The 17,434-nt window shown below is 73.0% G+C and carries 13 protein-coding genes; 1 reads left to right on the forward strand and 12 read right to left on the reverse strand.

Features of this window, described 5'->3' with window-relative positions; genetic code table 11:
- Window positions 1-61: 61 nt before the first annotated feature.
- Window positions 62-466, reverse strand: coding sequence for a globin (locus tag AB0F29_RS06955; protein WP_003969111.1), 405 nt, complete (start codon window positions 464-466; stop codon window positions 62-64).
- A gap of 109 nt (window positions 467-575) precedes the next feature.
- Between AB0F29_RS06955 and AB0F29_RS06960 the strand changes: the two genes are divergently transcribed.
- Window positions 576-1,571 (forward strand): methyltransferase domain-containing protein, encoded by a 996-nt coding sequence (locus AB0F29_RS06960; protein ID WP_361868221.1) that lies wholly within the window; start codon window positions 576-578, stop codon window positions 1,569-1,571.
- Window positions 1,572-1,612: 41 nt separating this feature from the next.
- On the opposite strand, the gene AB0F29_RS06965 is transcribed toward AB0F29_RS06960, so the two are convergent.
- The 11 genes from AB0F29_RS06965 to AB0F29_RS07015 all read right to left on the reverse strand — a co-directional run bounded on the left by AB0F29_RS06965 (window position 1,613) and on the right by AB0F29_RS07015 (window position 17,431).
- Complete coding sequence (locus AB0F29_RS06965) at window positions 1,613-3,118, reverse strand: FHA domain-containing protein (RefSeq protein ID WP_361868223.1); 1,506 nt, start codon at window positions 3,116-3,118, stop codon at window positions 1,613-1,615.
- Window positions 3,119-3,249: 131 nt separating this feature from the next.
- On the reverse strand, window positions 3,250-4,611 hold the full coding sequence (locus tag AB0F29_RS06970) for a VWA domain-containing protein (protein ID WP_361868226.1): 1,362 nt from the start codon (window positions 4,609-4,611) through the stop codon (window positions 3,250-3,252).
- Between the two features lie 91 nt (window positions 4,612-4,702).
- Complete coding sequence (locus tag AB0F29_RS06975; RefSeq protein WP_361868229.1) at window positions 4,703-6,127, reverse strand: PP2C family serine/threonine-protein phosphatase; 1,425 nt, start codon at window positions 6,125-6,127, stop codon at window positions 4,703-4,705.
- Window positions 6,128-6,129: 2 nt separating this feature from the next.
- Window positions 6,130-8,997: a tetratricopeptide repeat protein gene (locus AB0F29_RS06980; RefSeq protein WP_361868231.1), complete on the reverse strand. Its 2,868-nt coding sequence runs from the start codon at window positions 8,995-8,997 to the stop codon at window positions 6,130-6,132.
- Entirely contained in the window at window positions 8,994-10,370 is a 1,377-nt protein-coding gene (locus AB0F29_RS06985; protein ID WP_361868233.1) for a hypothetical protein, read from the reverse strand. The genes AB0F29_RS06980 and AB0F29_RS06985 overlap by 4 nt, the downstream gene beginning before the upstream one ends.
- A 118-nt stretch (window positions 10,371-10,488) precedes the next feature.
- Window positions 10,489-11,526: a glutamate ABC transporter substrate-binding protein gene (locus AB0F29_RS06990; protein WP_361868236.1), complete on the reverse strand. Its 1,038-nt coding sequence runs from the start codon at window positions 11,524-11,526 to the stop codon at window positions 10,489-10,491.
- A gap of 11 nt (window positions 11,527-11,537) precedes the next feature.
- Entirely contained in the window at window positions 11,538-12,926 is a 1,389-nt protein-coding gene (locus AB0F29_RS06995) for a hypothetical protein (RefSeq protein ID WP_361868238.1), read from the reverse strand.
- A 406-nt stretch (window positions 12,927-13,332) separates the two neighbouring features.
- Entirely contained in the window at window positions 13,333-14,316 is a 984-nt protein-coding gene (locus tag AB0F29_RS07000) for a BadF/BadG/BcrA/BcrD ATPase family protein (protein WP_361868239.1), read from the reverse strand.
- Entirely contained in the window at window positions 14,307-15,572 is a 1,266-nt protein-coding gene (locus AB0F29_RS07005) for a 6-phospho-beta-glucosidase (protein WP_361868241.1), read from the reverse strand. Before AB0F29_RS07005 ends, AB0F29_RS07000 begins: the two co-directional genes overlap by 10 nt.
- Before the next feature lie 2 nt (window positions 15,573-15,574).
- Entirely contained in the window at window positions 15,575-16,486 is a 912-nt protein-coding gene (locus tag AB0F29_RS07010) for a carbohydrate ABC transporter permease (protein ID WP_361868244.1), read from the reverse strand.
- A gap of 3 nt (window positions 16,487-16,489) precedes the next feature.
- Complete coding sequence (locus AB0F29_RS07015) at window positions 16,490-17,431, reverse strand: sugar ABC transporter permease (protein WP_361868246.1); 942 nt, start codon at window positions 17,429-17,431, stop codon at window positions 16,490-16,492.
- Between the last annotated feature and the right edge of the window lie 3 nt (window positions 17,432-17,434).

Raw genomic sequence — 17,434 nt, forward strand, 5'->3', positions numbered from 1 at the left:
GAGTTGCCCGGTCACAGATCGTGCACAGGCGATCAGCCGATGCTGCCGCTGTTGGCGCCGATCAGTCGGCGGTGTTGACCATGGAGGCGGCCGCGTAGGTCAGGTAGTCCCACAGCTGCCGCTCGTGCTCGGGCGCGAGCCCCAGCTCATCCAGCGCGACCCGCATATGGGCGAGCCAGGCGTCGTGCGCCGCCCGGTCCACCCGGAACGGCGCGTGCCGCATGCGCAGCCGCGGGTGACCCCGGTGGTCGCTGTAGGTGCGCGGGCCGCCCCAGTACTGCATCAGGAACAGCGCGAACCGCTCCTCGGCCGGCCCCAGGTCCTCCTCCGGATACATCGGCCGCAGCAGCTCGTCGCCCGCCACGCCCTCGTAGAAGCGATGGACCAGGCGGCGGAAGGTCGCCTCGCCGCCGACCTGCTCGTAGAAGGTCTGCTCCTGAAGCGTGTCGCGCGGAATCTCAGTCACCCGTCCATGGTCGCAGACGCGCCGTCCGAGGACGGCGGTCCTAGGACCAAGGGCCGAAAAGCCCGTTCGGCCGCTCGCCCGCACGGCCCCGGCGCAGGACAGTGGAGACATGGGTGCACACCGGCAAGGCTCCTCCCCGCCCGACGCCGAGGCCGACGCGGCGCGGGAAGCCCTCGTGCGGGAGATCGCCGCGCGGGGCGATCTCAACGACCCCGCCTGGCGCGCGGCCTTCGCCGAGGTGCCCCGCCATCTGTTCGTGCCGTTCTACTACGTGCGCGGAATCCGGGGCTTCGAGCGCCTCTGGGGCGAGGACCCCGACCCCGAACGGCGCTCCCGCTGGCTGCGCGGGGTGTACGCGGACGGGGCGCTGGCCACCCGCCTCAAGGACGGCGAACTCGTCTCGTCCTCCAGCCAGCCGTCCCTGATGGCCCTGATGCTCGAAGCCCTCGACCTACGGGACGGACACACGGTCCTGGAGATCGGCACCGGCCCCGGCTACAACGCGGCGCTCCTCGCCCACCGGCTCGGCGACTCCGCGGTGACCAGCCTCGACCTGGACCCGGAGATCACGGAGTCGGCCCGGCGCCACCTCGCCGCGGCCGGGTACCACCCGACGGTGGTCACCGGCGACGGGGCACGGGGCTGCCCGCAGCGCGCCCCGTACGACCGGATCATCGCGACCTGCACCCTGCCATCCGTGCCGGGGGCCTGGCCGGAACAGTGCCGTCCGGGCGCGCGCGTCCTCGCGCCGCTCGCCACCGGCCTGGTCCTGCTCCAGGTCCGCGCGACGGAGCACGGCCCGCGCGCCGAGGGGCACTTCCTGCACACCCCGGCGTACTTCGTGCCGCTGCGCGGCGCGCTCCCGGGGCCCGGCGCGCTGCCGCACCTGGGCGGGCTGCCGCGCCGGGTCGCCGGGGACGACCTGTTCCGGTTCCTCCTGACCCTGACCGCGGGCACTCTCGATCCGCACGAGGCACTCTCCCTCTGGGAGCGCGAGGGGCGCCCGCGGCGGGAGAGGTACGGCATCACGGTCGGCCAGGGCCGGCAGTGGGCCTGGCTCGACGACCCGCAGGGCCCGTACACCTGGCCGCTCGCCGCCGGGTGAGGCACCGCGCGTCGACCGGTCCTGCCCAAAAGGCTGTCCTGCTATTCCCGGCGCACCGTGATCGTCGTCCACGCCCCGACGTGCACCTGGTCACCGTCCTGAAGCGGTACGGGGACGTAGGGCTGGATCGGGTCCTCGGCGCCGTTCAGCGTGGTGCCGTTGGTGGAGTTCTGGTCCACGACCGCCCAGCTGCCGTCGGGCTGCTGCACCAGCACCGCGTGCTGGTGCGAGACGCCCGGGTCCTCCGGGGGCACCGACAGATCGACGTCGGGGGACTCGCCGGTGCTGTGGCGGCGACGCCCGATGGTGATCTGGCTCCCGGTGAGCGGAAGGCGCTGCTCCGGGGAGTACGCGGGCAGGTTCAGCCCGGTCGCCTCGGGGCCGCTGCGCTGCATCATCGCGAGGAAGTACGCGCGGTCGGGAGCGATCACGGCCGTCCAGGAAGTGGACTGCTGAGGCCGGCCCTGACCAGGCACTCCGCCGTGCTGCTGACCCTGGTCGTAGCCCTGGTCCTGGCCGTGCTGCGGACCGTGCCCCTGCTGGCCCGGCAGGCCCTGCTGGTCGTACCCCTGGCCCTGGCCCTGTCCGTGGTCCTGGCCCTGGTGGGGGGCGGGCCGCTGGAACGCCTGCGGTGGCTGCGACTGATGGGGCTGCTGGGCCTGGGAGGGCGGCGGCAGCAGCCAGTCATCCCCGCCAGCGGTCGGCCCGGGCGACTGCTGCTGCTGTTGCGGCGGCGCGAAGGGCGAGGCCTGCTGGGGCTCGAACGGCGAGGGAGCCGACTGCTGGGACTCGAACGGCGAGTGTGCCGAGGGAGCCGACTGCTGCGGTTCGAACGGCGAGGGTCCGGACTGCTGTTGCGGCGGAGGGCCCTGCTGGAACGAGGGCGGCGGCGGGGGGCCCTGCTGGAACGCCTGCGACGGAGGCCCGCCCTGACCGCCGTTCCCGTGCGGACCGCCGTTCCCGCCCTGACCGCCGTTCCCGTGCGGACCGTTCTGCTCGGGGGCGAGCGGCTCGGCGGGACGGTTCATCTGCGAGGGGCGCGAGCCCTGGTAGTCGAACGGGTCGCGCGGCTGGGGCGCACCGGGCGGACCGCCCTGGCCCCCGGGAGCGCCAGGTCCGCCGGGGCCGGGCCGGCCACCGGGTCCACCGGGACCGGGCTGTCCGCCGGGTCCGCCGGAGCCGGGCCCCTGTGCCTGGAATCCGGGCGGCAGGTTGAGGCCGGGCGGAGGTCCGCCGGGTGTGCCGTGCTGCGGGGCCAGCGGGGTGTAGGAGGTCGCCGTGTTGGTGAGGAAGTTCCAGCGGCACTCCTCGCAGTACGGCGCCATCGCCTCACGCGGCGTGCGGCACTGCGGGCACAGCTCCGCCTGCATGGTGGGCTGGCCGCCGCCGGAACCCTGCTGCGGGTAGCCGTAACCGGGCGCGGGCGGCGGCGGAGGAGGCGGCGGGGGCACCGCGCCCGCGGGCGCACCGCCGGTGGCCATGCGGTGTCCGCAGACCTCGCACCAGTCCTCGGAACCCGACTGGTGTCCGTTCGGGCAGGTCGGCATGTCGGCGCTTCCCCCTCTCCTCTTCCGGCCCCGGAGGCCGTCATGCTGTCGTTCGCGGGCGTTCTTGCCCAACGCATACGTAGGGTTGCTCTGTGCTCACGGCCCGGCGGTCGTCCGATGACCGTGCCGTGCTACTTCTTGACGCGAACGGTCTTGGTGGAGCGCGTTTCGAGGGTCATCTCGTCCGCTTCCGCAACCTTCGCCTTCAGTCGCACAGTACCTGTCGCGGCATCGACGACGTCGACCACCTTCGAAAGCAGCTTCGCGGTGTCCTGGTTCCCGGACGCCGACGCCAGCTGCACCGCCCGGCCCAGTTTCGCCGTCGCGCCGTCGAAGTCGCCCGACTTGCGCGCGTCCAGGCCCTGCTGGATGACTTGTGCCAGTTCCGCCTGACCCGTGTAGTGCGCGACCTGCGGATTGATCGAGGTCGAGGCCACCATGTCGTCCGTCCACACGGCCCGTACAAGCCCTTGCGACAGCGTCTGCGGGGCGCCCGCGCCCGAGGGGTCGGGCAGGATCAGTGAGACCCGGGCGGCCAGCATCTCCTGGCCGATCCCGGCCTCCGGCACCAGGACGCACACGTGGTAGTCCCGCGACTCGTCGCCCCAGGAGCCGGTCGGGTAGTCCCCGGCCCGGGGGCCCGCCTCGGACCGCCGCCCGGTCAGGTCCGCGACGGTCGGCGCGACCTGCTTCACGAACCGGATCTCCACCCCCACCGGCGTCCAGAGCCGCAGCGCCACGTCCGCGACCTCCTTGCCCATGGCGTTCTCCATCATCCGCGTGAAGTCCGCGGCCAGGCCCGCCGGGTCGGCGACGATGTCGGCGGTGCCGAGGAGGGCGGCGGCGATGCCGGTGACCTCCTTCACCTCCCAGTCGGTGCCCACTCCGCGGGCGTCGCAGGTGAACCGGCCCGCACAGGAGTCCAGGGCCGCCCGCAGGTCCTCGGGCGCCTCGTGCTCGTTGCGGCCGTCGGTCAGCAGGATGCCGTGCCGGATGTCCACCTCGGCCGCGCCCAGCAGCCGGTCGGCCAGCCGCAGCCAGGTGCCGATCGCGGTGCCCCCGCCCGCGCTCAGCTTCCGCAGGGCCTCCTTGGCCTGCGCCCTCGTCTGCCGGTCGGCGACCGCGAGCCGTCCGTTGCCCGGATAGACGTCCTTGGCCACATGCGTCCCGGCGACCACCGCGAACCGGGTGCCCTCGCGCAGGGCGTCGATGGCCGCCGCCGTCGCGTCGCGAGCGTTGCGCATCTTCGTCGGGGGGTAGTCCATCGAGCCCGAGCAGTCGACCATCAGCACCACGGCCGCGTCGGGACCCTGTCCGGGCCCGTGCGCGGGCGCCGGCGCCGAACCCGCCAGCGGTATGCCGCCGGTGGTGCCGCCGCCGGTCGAGGTCACGGTGACGATCGCGTTGACCTCACGACCGCCCTCGGGCAGGAACGCGTTCTGGTACACCTCGACGGAGAACTGCGGCACGTTCGACTTGGAGAAGTTGGCCATCTGGTCGGCTCCTTGAGGCTCCACAGGGGATCAGGCGAAGAGGGGGACGCGAGCGGCTGACACGGGGTCGGGGCAAGGACGGAGAACCGGCTCAAACGGTGTCGCAGGCCGATCCTGCCCCCTGCGGCCGTACGGCGAACGGCAGAAGCGCCACTGTTACGTTGTCGTGGCCCCCGCCGTCGAGAGCGTGCCCCACGAGCATCCGGGCCGCGCGCAGCGGCTGTTCCCGGGCGTCGGCCGGGACGGCGGCCGCCATCTCCTCGGCGGATTCCGCGTAGTTCCACAGGCCGTCCGTGCACACGACGACCAGGCCGGGCCGGTCCGGCTTGAACGCGGCGGTGTGCGGCTCCAGTTCGTACGCGTCGGCGCCGAGCCAGCCCGTGATGGCGTGGGCGCGCTCGTCCGCGTACGCCTCCGCCTCGTTCATCAGGCCGGCCGCCACCATCTGTGCGGCCCAGGAGTCGTCCTCGGTGAGCCGGGCGGTCGGCCGGGTCCGGTCCTCCGGCACCCAGTAGACCCTGCTGTCGCCGACCCAGCCGACGATCAGCAGACCGCCCGCCATGATCGCGCCGACCAGGGTGCAGGCCGGGGCGTTCTGGTGGCGGTGAGCGTCGTGCTCCCTCGCCCCGGCCGGTTCCTGCGCCAGGGCGTTGACCGCCTCGGACGCGGCGACGATCGCCTCGTGCATCGCCGTCTGCGGATGTGTACCGCGCGGCAGGGACTCCAGCAGCGCCTCGTTGGCGGCGCTCGCCGCGGCGGCCGAGGCCTCGTCGGGACGGCTCGCCGAGGAGACGCCGTCGCAGACGATCGCGACGACGGCGGGCGAGCCGTCCGGCAGCGCGGTGGAGGACACCGCGAAGGAGTCCTCGTTACGGTGGTGGCGCAGGCCCCGGTCGCTGACGGCGGCCACCGCGTCGAGCTCCTGTTCCATGTGGTCGCGCTCACGGGGCTGGGCGTGCCCGCAGTTCTCGCAGTAGCCGTCGGGGTCCACCCGGCCGGAGCGGCAGGCCACACAGACCTTCGCCCCGGGGGCGGGAGCGGCGGCGGGCGCGGCGGCGTGCTCCGCCGCCCGGGGATCGGGTGCGGCCAGCGCGAAGTCGCCGGAGGCCTCCGCACCGCCCGGGTCCGCCCGGTCGTCGTGGCGCACCTGGACGGCCGCGGCCTCCGGCCCGCCCGCCCGCACCGGCTCGGGCGGCGACCCCGCGCCCCGGCCGGACACCGCGTCCGGCTCCGTCAGGGGCCTGCCGCCCGAGTCCGTCCCGGGCACGTCCGCCGGACGGACCACAGGCGCGGGCACGTCCGAGCTGTCGGTCTCCTCAGCGGCGGGCCACCGCACCGCACCGGCCGCCGGAGCCGCCGGAGGCACGGTAATGGCCATCGTGGGCCGGTCGTCGGGGCGCGCCGGAACGGCCGAGAGGTCGTAGCCGCACACCCCGCAGAACAGATCGCCCGCAGCCGGCGGTTCCTCGCAGCCCGGGCACTTCGGCAGGGCGGGCTGCTGGTGGCTCTGTGACATCTTCACACCCACGTCCGGGGGCGGAAACGGTTGGCCCGCTCCACCAGTTCGATCCTCTCGTCGCCCCGCTGCGCGAGCCGGGCGAGCATCCGGTACGAGCGTTCCAGCCCGAACCGCAGCCCCCGCTCGTTCAGTTCGGCGCCGAGCAGCTTGCCTGCCCCGGACGAACCGGCGGCCGGTCCGCCCGGCCCCGGGACACCGGGACTACCGGAGAGTACCCAGTCGAGCGCCTTGCCCAGTACCTCGGTCGACAGCTGCTCGTGACGCACCGGGTCCAGACCGAAGGCGGCCAGCGCCGCCACCTGGACGCCGGCGGCCGTCAGGTCGGCCAGCAGCGGCTCCCGGTGCGAGCGCTCGCGCAGCCGAGCCCGGACGGCCGCGACCCGGGCCGCCGTGTAGTGGATCGAGGCCTCCGGCACCGACTCCAGGGTGCTCACCGCCCCTCCCCGCTCACCGGCGGCGATCTGCACCCGGGCCAGGCCGAACGCGGCGCTGACGAACCCCGGGTCGGTCGCCCACACCAGGCGGTAGTACTCGGCGGCGTTGTCCAGCTGGCCCAGCACCTCCGCACAGATCCCGAGCGCCAGCTTGGGCGCCATCTCCCCGGGGAACGCGTCGTAGACCGCGTCGAAGGAGAGCGCCGCCGACTCGTGGTCACCGGTGACCAGCGAGGTGACGCCCCGATACCAGACGACCCGCCAGTCGTCCGGGTGTTCACCCTCCAGGGTGGTCAGCGCACGGGCGGCCGAGTCCAGCTCCCGCATCTCCAGCCGGGCCCGCAGCTCCCGCAGCCGGGTCTCCAGCGAGGGGGCCGGCACCGTGCGCAGGGCGGTGATCAGCTCGGCCGGGGCGGAGGCCATGAGACCGGCGAGGAATCCGGCGTTCGGGTCCATCGCGTCGACCCGGGGGACCGGCAGCGCCAGTGCCGTGGCCCGCGTGTCGAACAGGGCGAGCAGGACGCCCCCGGAGGTCGCCCCGAAGGGGCCGTACGGTCCGGTCGCGACGTACGGCCCGGAGGTGGCCGGGGCCGGCTCGGCCGCCCGGGGCGCCGGGACCGGAGCCTGCGCCGGGGGAGCGTACGCGAGCGGGGCGCCGCCCTGCGCCGAGCCCCGGACATGGGTCGGCGGCGCCGCCAGCGCGGAGGCCCCCGCCGGACCCGGCGGATGGGCACCCGCCGGACCCGATGGACGGGCACCCGCGGGGCCGGGCGGCTGGGCGCCCACCGGCAGCGCCCCGGCCACCGCGGACGTCACGGCCCCCGGCGCGACCGGAGCCGCGCCGCCGTGGGGCTGCCACGTGCCGCCCTGCGCCGGAACTCCGGACGGCGGGCTGCCGCGGCCCTTGCGGCGGCCCCGGAGCCCGCCACGCCCGGAGCCGGTCTCCCGGCCGCCCAGCCGCGAGACGTCGTCCGTCTGCCGGGCGAACAACTCGGTGTCGATCACGCGTAGTTCCGCGCCGAACAGCGTCGACAGAGCGGGGCGCGGCCGGCCCGTCTGGAGCGCCACGACCTCCCGCAGCACCCCCGTCAGCTGCTCGGCCATCTCCGCGGCGGAGGCGAACCGGCGGGCCGGGTCCGGGTCCGTGGCGCGCACCAGCAGCCGGTAGAACGACTCGTAGGCGCGGAACACCTCGATGTTGTCCGGGTCCGGTAGCGAGTCCACGAAGACGTTCGTGTACCCCTGGAAGTCGAAGGTGAGAACCGCCAGCGTCCGGGCCACCGTGTAGAGGTCGGAGGCGACCGACGGACCCACTTCCGCGACCTCGGGGGCCTGGTAGCCGACCGTTCCGTAGATGGCCGACTCCTCGTCGTCCATCCGGCGCACCGCGCCCATGTCGATCAGCTTGAGCTGGTCCTCGGTCTGGATCGCGTTGTCTACCTTGAAGTCGCAGTAGAGGAGGTTGCGGCTGTGCAGATGGCCGAGCGCCTCCAGCGCCTCGATCCCGTACGCGCAGGCCTGCTCGACCGGCAGCGGGTCGCGCTTCCCGGCCGGGGTGCGGCGCTCGTTGGCGATCTCCTTGAGCGCCTTGCCGCCGACGTACTCCATCACGATGTAGCCGTCCAGCGAACCGGTCCGCTGGTCCAGGTGCTCGACGAAGTTGTAGATCCGGACGATGTTGGAGTGCTCGATCTCGGCGAGGAAGCGGCGCTCGGAGATCGCGGCGGCCATCGCGTCCTGGTCGCCGGTGTCCAACAGGCCCTTGAGGACCACCCAGCGGTCCGAGACGGCCCGGTCCACCGCCAGATAGACCCAGCCGAGCCCGCCGTGCGCCAGACAGCCCACGACCTCGTACTGGCCGTGCACGATGTCGCCGCCGGTCAGCTTCGGCACGAAGGAGTACGGGTGGCCGCACTTGGTGCAGAACCCCTCGGTGCGGCCCGGCCGCTCACCGCGCGAACGGCCCACCGGCGCCCCGCAGTCCGAACGGGAGCAGAACCGCTTGCGCTCGGGCACCTCCGGGTTCTCCATCACCGCCGTGCGCGGATCGGGCCGGGGCACGTCCGGGACGTCCACCAGACCGACGCCGAGCCGCCCCCGGGCCGAGGCCGCCGACGTCGAGCCGGAGGAACGCACCGAGACCGAACGGGAGGTGGACGCCCCGGACAGCGAGCGCGACAGCCGGCCGGAGACCGAGCGGCGCGAGGTCGACGAACGGGACGAGGCACGTCCGGAGGCGCGCGAGCTGGAGCGCCCCGACGAGCTGTCCCGGCTGCTCGCCCGGCCGCCCCCGGCGATCCCGGTCGGCGGCGAGGAGACCATGCCCGTCGGTGAGACGACCGGAGCCAGACCGCAGGTGTCGCAGTACAGCTCACCGCCGCCCATGTCCTCGTAGTTCCCCTCGCACGCGGGGCGCTGGCACTGCGTACTCATCGTGTCTCCCCCTCTTCGCCGGTGCCGGTGCCGGTGGCCGCGCCCGTGGACCGCCGGTCCTGCGGACCGTCGGGCCGGCTCGGCGTCAGCATCTCCGCGACCGCGTGCTGGTAGCGCAGGACGGCCTGCTCGGCGACCCGCAGATCGCACGGCGCGCTCCACAGCATGCGGCGCGCCACGTCGTACCGCTCGATCAGCACCGGATCCTCCGCCAGGCCGTGCCGGGCCACCTTCGCCTTGTACGCGTCCAGCCGGCCGCGCAGCTCCGCGCGGACCGCCAGCGGGGCCGTCACGGAGGTCAGCGACTCCCGGGCGCGCAGCAGCTCGTCCTCGGCCTCCTGCTCCAGCGACTCCAGCAGCGGCGACAGCCGGTGCCACTGGGCGTACCTGCGGTGGTCCGACGCCGCCGCCAGCCGCTCCTGGAGGGCGGTCGGCGGGCCGCTGACCGCGGGCACCTCGGAGGCGGCGATCTTGGCCAGTACCTCGCCGCGTGCCGCCCGCGCCTCCGTCAGGGTGCGGTCGGCCCGCGAGAGCACGTCCCGCAGCCGCACCAGCCGCGCCTCGGCGTCCTGCCGGACCGCGAGCACCGCCTCGATCTCCCGCCGTACGTCCTCCAGAGCGCGGGCCGCCCGGTCGTAGCGCGAGGTGTCGGGCCGGCCGCCGCCCGGCGCGGCGCTGCCGGGCCCCGGCAGCCAGAACGCCAGCGGGTCGGAGATCACCTGCACCCGCAGGGTGGCCAGCTCCTCGGTGATCTCCGCCAGGTCGTCCCCGGCCGGATGCTCACCGGGCCGCACTCCGACGGAGTGCGCCAGCGAACGCGTCCGGTGCAGCTCGGCGGCGAGCAGATCGATCCGGGCGGGCAGCGCCGACCACACGGAGTCGGAGGAGACGACCATGTCCAGGGACCTGGCGTACAGCTCGTTCATCCGGGCGACGAGCTCCTGGAGGGAGAACCGCTCGGAGAGCCTGGCCGGACCCGCGACCGAAGGCGGCGGCACGGCCCCCTGGTTGGCGACGGTGACGGCCTCGCCGCGCAGGAGTCCGGTCAGCGCGGTGAGGTCCTCCCGGTTCGGATGACGCCGCCGCGCACGGATCTCCCGGGCCTCGGACAGGGCACCGGCGTACGCGTCGAAATAGCCCCACAGCAGGGTGATCGACTGCTCGGTCACGGCCCAGCGCTCCCGGGTGACGCCGGTCAGCTCGGCGCCCTCCAGCAGCCGGCGGCCGGCGTGGTCCTGGAGCGCGAGGAGCGAGGTCTCGATGGCCTCGTGCTCCGCACCGAGCCGGGCCAGCGCACGGTCCGCCTCCTCCCGGTCCATGACCGGGCCGGGGGGCCTCCCCGCGAAGCCGGGGAAGGATCCCGCGACGCCCATCGATCACCTCTCCGCTCTCCCCGCCGGGCCGGTGGGCCCGACGGGATCGATCTGTCTCGGTCTGCTGACCCTGTCCCGGCCTGCCCGCCCCGGTCCGCGCGCGTGGGTGCGCTCCGGGTCAGTCGCCGCGGTACTTGGGCGCGGGCGGGCCCGCTATGCCGGGCAGTCCGGCCGACAGCCACTTGCGGTACGACGTCATCCAGGGGCTGTTGTCACCGCCCGCCCGGTAGTCGACGAGGACCTTGTTCACCCGGGCCACCAGGTCGTCGGCGCCCTTCTTCGTCGCGACGCCGTAGTACTCCGTGGTGAACGGGGCCTTCCCCTTGAGCTCCACCGCCGGGTCCTGCGCCGCCTGACCGGCCGCCAGGGCGTTGTCCGTGACGATGGCGTCGACCTCGCCGAGCTGGAGCCGCACCAGGCAGTCCAGCTGGTTGGGCACGGTCAGCAGGTCCCGGTCGCGCTCGGTGCCGTCGAAGTCGTCCTTGTAGAGCGCGCCGAACGACTTCCTCTCCAGCGCCTCGTACGCCGTGGAGCCCTCGGCCGAGCAGACCCGCCTGCCCTTCAGCGACTTGTCGTAGCCGGTGATCGTCGACCCCTTCGGGGCGAGCACCTGCTGCCCGGCCTGGAAGTAGGCGGTGGAGAACGAAACCTGCTCCAGCCGCTTGCAGTTGATCGTCATCGTCCGCACGACGACGTCGACCCGGTCGTTCTCCAGGGCGGCGATGCGCTGGTTGGTGGGGATCGCGCGGAAGATCACCGCGTCCGGGTCGCCCAGGACGTCCTTGGCGATGGCCCGCACCAGATCGATGTCGAACCCTTCCAGCTCCCGGGCCTCCGGATTGCGGTAGCCCCAGCGGAAGCTGTTCTGGTCGACGCCCGCGATCAGCTTGCCGCGCTCCTTGATCTTCTCGATGCTGGGTCCGTCGGCGCCCGACGCGGGCAGGCTTGCCTCCGGCTCGGTGCACTCCTCGGCCCGTGCCCGGTCGGCGGTCACCGCTCCGCCGCCCGGGGCGTCCGCTCCGGCCGCCCCGCCGCTGTGGTGGGCCAGCGGCAGCAGGGTGAGCGCCGCGGTGACCGCGCATGCCGCCGCCATTCCCGCCACGCCGCCCCAGCCGCGCAGGCCGCCGTGTGCGGAACGGTCCTTCGACCTGCTCATCGCTGCCCCTCTCACCGGTACTCCGAGAGCCTGCGGTTGACCCCGACGATCACGGCGGCGGCCCCCAGGACCGCCAGCGCCGCGGCGCCGGTCGGCAGGCCCCGCAAAGCGCCCCGCCCGTCCTTCGCCGCCGCGGTGAACTCGCCCTGCTCATGGGCGAGCGCCTTCTCCAGCGCGGCGTCCACCCGCTGGAAGGACTGCCCGGTGGAGCCCTCGGTCCCGATGATCTGCTCCAGGGCGCCGTCGTAGTCGCCGCGGTCGTCCGTGGCGCGGGCCTCGCGGTGGCGGGCCTGCCACTCGGCCACGCCCTTGGTCGCGTCGAGGACCGGCGCGTTCCCGCTCTCGTCGTCCGCGAGCCGGTCGGCCTTCTCCAACCGGTCCTTCACTGCCTTCATCCCCGTGCCGTAGTCCGCCTCGTACTGGTCGGCGGAGCCGTCGGGGGTCAGCACCGCACCGCGCGCCACCAGGGTGAGGTTCTCGTTGGCGCGCGCCTTCAGGGAGTTGATCCGCGCGTCGTTGAGCACATCCAGGGACGCCTGGCCGTGCGCCATCGCCGACCGCAGCTCCGTACGGGCCACCGCGTGCCCCACGGCCAGCCAGAGCACTACCACCGAGGCGGCGGCCGTCGCCGCCAGCAGCCCGTGGTTCAGCACCCGGTTCGTCCGGCGGTAGGTGCGTCGCTGCATCCACCCCAGCGCCCCGAGCACCAGGATCCCGGCGCCGAGTGACAGGAGAGGCCACTGCCGGGCGTCGGCGGAGTCCTTCTCCAGTCGGCCCGTCTCCGCCGCGTACAGCCGCTCGGCGGCCGGCAGCATCTCACCGGTCATCTTCTGGTTCGCGTACCGGAGATAGGCGCCGCCCAGCGGCAGACCCTGGCGGTTGTTGGCGCGGGCGCGCTCGATCAGGCCCGTGTAGACCGGGAGCAGCTTGTTGAGGGTGGCTATCTCACGGCTGGACGCGCTGTCGGTGTCGGTGCTCCCCGACGCCTTCACCAGCAGCCGGGCCGCCTCCTCGATGTCCTTCCGATACTGCTCGCGCACGGCCTCGGGCTCCTGCGCACCCGCGAGGAACCCACTGGCCGCCGTCGTGTCGGCGTCCGCCAGGAAGCGGTAGATGTCGCCCGCGTCGGCGCTGAGCGGCTGACTGCGGCTGACCACGTCGTCGGCCGACGACGCCCGCGACGAGATCTCCAAGGTGGTCACCGCGCCGAACGCCACGACCAGCAGGGCCAGGACGGCCCCGATGATCTGGAGCCGGCCGGGCTCGGTCGTCGCCACGGCGCGCAGACGCTCCGCCTGCCCGGCCCACGTGGCGCGGCGCGGTGCGTCCATGCCCGCGTGCGCGGACACCGGGTCCGGCGTGCGCAGCGTCTGCGTGCCGCCGCTCGGCGGGTGTGTCACTCGACCTCCCCCTCGGTCACTGACGGCGGGCCCCCGTCCCCGGCCCGGGGACGCACGCCCGGCCAGAAGTATGGCCGCGGGGACGGACATCCACACCGGGAACGGCTGTTTCCCGTAGCGCCCCCCACATCGGTCCCGACGTAAGTCCCCACATGAGCCCCCACATCAGCCCCCACATCAGTCCCCGCATTCGATCAGGGCGGACGCGGCCGATCAAGGCAAGCGGTACAACGTGCCCTGATACATCCCCATAAGCGAACGGACTCCCCATCAGGTACACGTTCCAGGAGCCCGTTCGGTTCCCTCGCGCCCCGCGCGTGCCCGGCGTTCACCCGTACGAGGAACGTCCCCCCACGCACATCGCGTGAAGGGACGCTCCCTGACGTACGGCGTACCGCGGAGGCGCTCAGACGTACTGCGCGCGCAGCCTCCGGTGGACCTCCGGCGCCGCGCCCGTACGGTCCAGGCCCAGCAGCGCCGCGCCCAGCACCGGCGGCTCGGACACGACGCGCACCTCGGCCTTCGGGGCGCGTGCCGCGAGGAGCGCGGTGATCCGGTCGTTCAACTGCGGATGGCGCGCGGCCAGCACACTGCCGCCCAGCAGCACCGGAACCTCCTCCGCCAGCAGACCGAGCCGCTCCAGCGCGACCGAGGCCATCGCCACCACCTCCTCGGCCTGCCGCTCCACCAGTGCGAGGGCCACCGGGTCCCCGCCCGCGGCGGTCGCGAACAGCACCGGTGTCAGCTCGTGCCGCCGCGCCGACGGGATCCCGCCCCGGTGCAGCGCCTCGATGAGCGCGTACATCGAGGCGAGCCCGAAGTGGGCGGGCAGCGCACGGGCCAGCTCGGACGGTTCGCCGCGCCCGTCCTCGGCGCGCGCGGCGAACCACAGCGCCCCCTCCGCGAGCCCCGAACCGCCACCCCAGTCACCGGATATCCGCCCGATCGCGGGGAAGCGGGCGGTCCGCCCGTCCGGGGTCATGCCCACGCAGTTGATCCCGGCCCCGCACACCACCGCGACGCCCCGGGGCTCGTCCACCCCGGCGCGCAGGATCGCGAAGGTGTCGTTGCGCACCTCCACCGAGGAGCCCCAGCCGCGGGCCTCCAGGGCCGCTGCCAACTCGGCCTCCTCGACCGGCAGATCGGCGTTGGCCAGGCACGCGGAGACATGGGCGTACGCGCCGAACGGGCCACCGGTGTCCGGGAGCTCCGCGACGGCCCGCTCCAGGGCGGCGGCCAGCCCGTCGACCGCCGCCTCCACCCCGACCACGGGGGGCTGGAAGCCGCCGCCGCGTGCCGTGGACAGCACGGTGCCGTCCTCGCCGATCAGTGCCACGTCGGTCTTGCTGTTGCCCGCGTCGATGGCGACGACCGACACGTTCACGCCCACGAAAGGTGCTCCCGGTTGTGCGCGATCAGCCGGTCGGTGAGCCCCTCGGCGTACTCGTACTGCCCGATCAGCGGGTGGGCGAGGAGCGCCTTGAAGACCCGGTCCCGGCCGCCCCGCAGCGCGGCTTCCAGGGCGAGGTCCTCGTACGCCGTCACGTTGGCGATCAGCCCGGCGTACAGCGGGTCCAGCGCCGGCACGGCGAGCGGTGTCGCGCCGTCGTGCCCGACCCGGGCCTGGACCTCGATCACCGCGTCGTCCGGGAGGAAAGGCAGGGTCCCGTTGTTGTACGTGTTGACCACCTGGACCGGGGAGCCGCCGTTGCCCAGCAGGGAGGCCGCCAGGTCCACGGCCGCCTCGGAGTAGAACGCGCCGCCGCGCTTGGCGAGCAGCTCGGGCTTCTCGTCCAGCGTCGGGTCGCCGTACATCGCGAGCAGTTCCCTCTCCATCGCCGCGACCTCGGCGGCCCGGGACGGCTTGGTGCCGAGCTCCCTGACCACCTCGTCGTGGGAGTAGAAGTAGCGCAGGTAGTAGGAGGGGACGACGCCGAGCCGGTCGACGACCTGCCGGGGCATGTGGAGGTCGTCGGCGATGGCGTCGCCGTGCTCGGCGAGCAGCTTCGGCAGGATGTTCTCGCCGTCCGGGCCGCCGAGGCGGACGCCCAGCTCCCAGGTCAGGTGGTTGAGCCCGACGTGGTCGAGGTGCACCTCGGAGGGGTTCACGTCCAGCAGCCGGGCGAACTTCCGCTGGAAGCCGATCGCCACGTTGCACAGGCCGACGGCCTTGTGCCCGGCCTGGAGCAGGGCGCGGGTGACGATGCCGACCGGGTTGGTGAAGTCGATGATCCAGGCGTCCGGGTTGGCGCGGCGGACCCGCTCGGCGATGTCCAGGACGACCGGCACGGTGCGCAGGGCCTTGGCGAGGCCGCCGGCGCCGGTGGTCTCCTGGCCCACGCAGCCGCACTCCAGCGGCCAGGTCTCGTCCTTGCCGCGCGCGGCCTGTCCGCCGACGCGCAGCTGGAGCAGGACCGCGTCGGCGTCGGCGACGCCCGCGTCGATGTCGGTGGTGGTCGTGATCCTCCCGGCGTGGTCCTGCTTGGCGAAGATCCGCCGGGCGAGACCTCCCACCAGGTCCAGGCGGTCGGCCGCCGGATCGACGAGCACCAGCTCCTCGATCGGCAGCGTGTCCCGCAGCCGGGCGAATCCGTCGATCAGTTCGGGGGTGTAGGTGGACCCGCCACCCACTACTGCGAGCTTCATAGTCAGCCCTTTACTCCGGTCAGTGTGACGCCCTCGACGAATGCCTTCTGGGCAAAGAAGAAGACGGCGATCACGGGGGCCATGACCAGTACGGTCGCGGCCATGGTCAGGTTCCAGTCGGTGTGGTGTGCGCCTTTGAAGGATTCGAGGCCGTAACTGAGCGTCCAGGCGGCCGGGTTCTCGGAGGCGTAGATCTGTGGTCCGAAGTAGTCGTTCCAGGCGGCGAAGAACTGGAAGAGGGCGATGGCCGCGATGCCGGGCTTGGCCATCGGCAGGACGACCTTCATCAGCGTACGGAACTCACCGCAGCCGTCGACCTTGGCCGCGTCCAGGTATTCGTTCGGGATGGTCAGCAGGAACTGCCGCAGCAGGAAGATGGAGAACGCGTCGCCGAAGGCCATCGGGATGATCAGCGGCCACAGGGTGCCGGACAGGTCCATCTGCTTCGCCCAGAACAGGTACATCGGGATGATGATGACCTGCGGCGGCAGCATCATCATCGAGATGACGAGCATCAGCGACAGCTTGCGGCCCCGGAAGCGGAACTTCGCCAGCGCGTACGCCACCGGGATGGACGAGACGACGGTGAGGACGGTGCCGACGCCCGCGTACAGCAGGGTGTTGCGCCACCAGGTCAGGAAGCCCGGGGTGTTGAAGACCCGCTCGTAGTTGCCCCACTCCCAGGTGTTCGGGGTGAGGTCGCGGGTCAGCGCCTGCTGGTCGCTCATCAGCGAGGTCAGCACCACGAAGACGAACGGCAGCACGAAGAAGAGTGCGGCGGCGATCCCGAGCGAGTGCACGGCGATCCAGTGCAGCAGCGCCTTGCGGCGGGCGGTGCGCGCGGCGGGGGTCAGCGGGGAGTTCTTCGGCGATGCGGTGGTGGTCTTGTCGACGGCGTCGAGGAGTTGGGTCATGGCTCAGTCACCGGCCGATATCAGGTTGTTGCGGCCCCGCATCAGCAGCGCGGTGAAGGCCATGGCCAGGGCGAACAGGACGAGGGCGACTACGCAGGCGGCGCCGTAGTCGAAGCGCTGGAAGCCCAGGTTGTAGACGAGCTGCGGGAGCGTCAGTGTCGACTTGTCGGGATAGCCGGGTTCGAAGGCCTGCCCGGAGCCGCCGATGACACCGGACGCGACCTTCCCGGCGACGAGCGGCTGCGTGTAGTACTGCATCGCCTGGATGACGCCCGTCACCACGGCGAACAGCACGATCGGCGAGATGTTCGGCAGGGTCACGAAGCGGAACTTCTGCCAGGCGGACGCGCCGTCCAGCTCGGCCGCCTCGTACTGCTCGGTCGGCACGTCCAGCAGCGAGGCCATGAAGATGACCATCAGGTCCCCGATGCCCCACACCGCGAGCATGGTGAGCGCCGGCTTGGACCAACTGGCGTCGTTGAACCAGCCCGGCGTCGGCAGCCCCAGGTCCCCGAGGATCGCGTTGACGGGCCCGGTGCCGGGGTTGAGCAGAAAGACGAAGGCGAGCGTCGCGGCGACCGGAGGGGCCAGATAGGGCAGGTAGAACAGGGTCCGGAAGACCCCGGTCCCCGTCTTGATCTTCGTGATCAGCATGCCGATGCCGAGGCCGAAGACGACCCGGCAGGTGACCATGACGAGGACCAGCCACAGCGTGTTGCGCAGCGACGGCCAGAACATCGGGTAGTCGCTGAAGACGTAGGTCCAGTTGGCCAGCCCGTTGAAGGTCGGCGCCCCGAAGCCGTCGTACTGGGTGAAGGAGAAGTAGACGGTCGAGATCATCGGATACGCGAAGAAGACCGAGAACCCGATCAGCCACGGTGACATGAAGGCCGCCGTGCGCAGCGCCGACCTGCGACGTTTGGAGCGAAGCGTGTGCGTCGTCATCGT

It is taken from the genome of Streptomyces sp. NPDC026589 (assembly GCF_040638385.1).
Taxonomy (GTDB): Bacteria; Actinomycetota; Actinomycetes; order Streptomycetales; family Streptomycetaceae; genus Streptomyces.

What these genes read in the sequence shown, in the direction of transcription:
- AB0F29_RS06980 (WP_361868231.1), bottom strand. Translation starts at nt 8,997, where the DNA reads ATGAGTACGCAGTGCCAGCGCCCCGCGTGCGAGGGGAACTACGAGGAC.
- AB0F29_RS06990 (WP_361868236.1), bottom strand. Translation starts at nt 11,526, where the DNA reads ATGAGCAGGTCGAAGGACCGTTCCGCACACGGCGGCCTGCGCGGCTGG.
- AB0F29_RS07005 (WP_361868241.1), bottom strand. Translation starts at nt 15,572, where the DNA reads ATGAAGCTCGCAGTAGTGGGTGGCGGGTCCACCTACACCCCCGAACTG.
- AB0F29_RS06965 (WP_361868223.1), bottom strand. Translation starts at nt 3,118, where the DNA reads ATGCCGACCTGCCCGAACGGACACCAGTCGGGTTCCGAGGACTGGTGC.
- AB0F29_RS06960 (WP_361868221.1), top strand. Translation starts at nt 576, where the DNA reads ATGGGTGCACACCGGCAAGGCTCCTCCCCGCCCGACGCCGAGGCCGAC.
- AB0F29_RS06970 (WP_361868226.1), bottom strand. Translation starts at nt 4,611, where the DNA reads ATGGCCAACTTCTCCAAGTCGAACGTGCCGCAGTTCTCCGTCGAGGTG.
- AB0F29_RS06975 (WP_361868229.1), bottom strand. Translation starts at nt 6,127, where the DNA reads ATGTCACAGAGCCACCAGCAGCCCGCCCTGCCGAAGTGCCCGGGCTGC.
- AB0F29_RS07010 (WP_361868244.1), bottom strand. Translation starts at nt 16,486, where the DNA reads ATGACCCAACTCCTCGACGCCGTCGACAAGACCACCACCGCATCGCCG.
- AB0F29_RS06985 (WP_361868233.1), bottom strand. Translation starts at nt 10,370, where the DNA reads ATGGGCGTCGCGGGATCCTTCCCCGGCTTCGCGGGGAGGCCCCCCGGC.
- AB0F29_RS07015 (WP_361868246.1), bottom strand. Translation starts at nt 17,431, where the DNA reads ATGACGACGCACACGCTTCGCTCCAAACGTCGCAGGTCGGCGCTGCGC.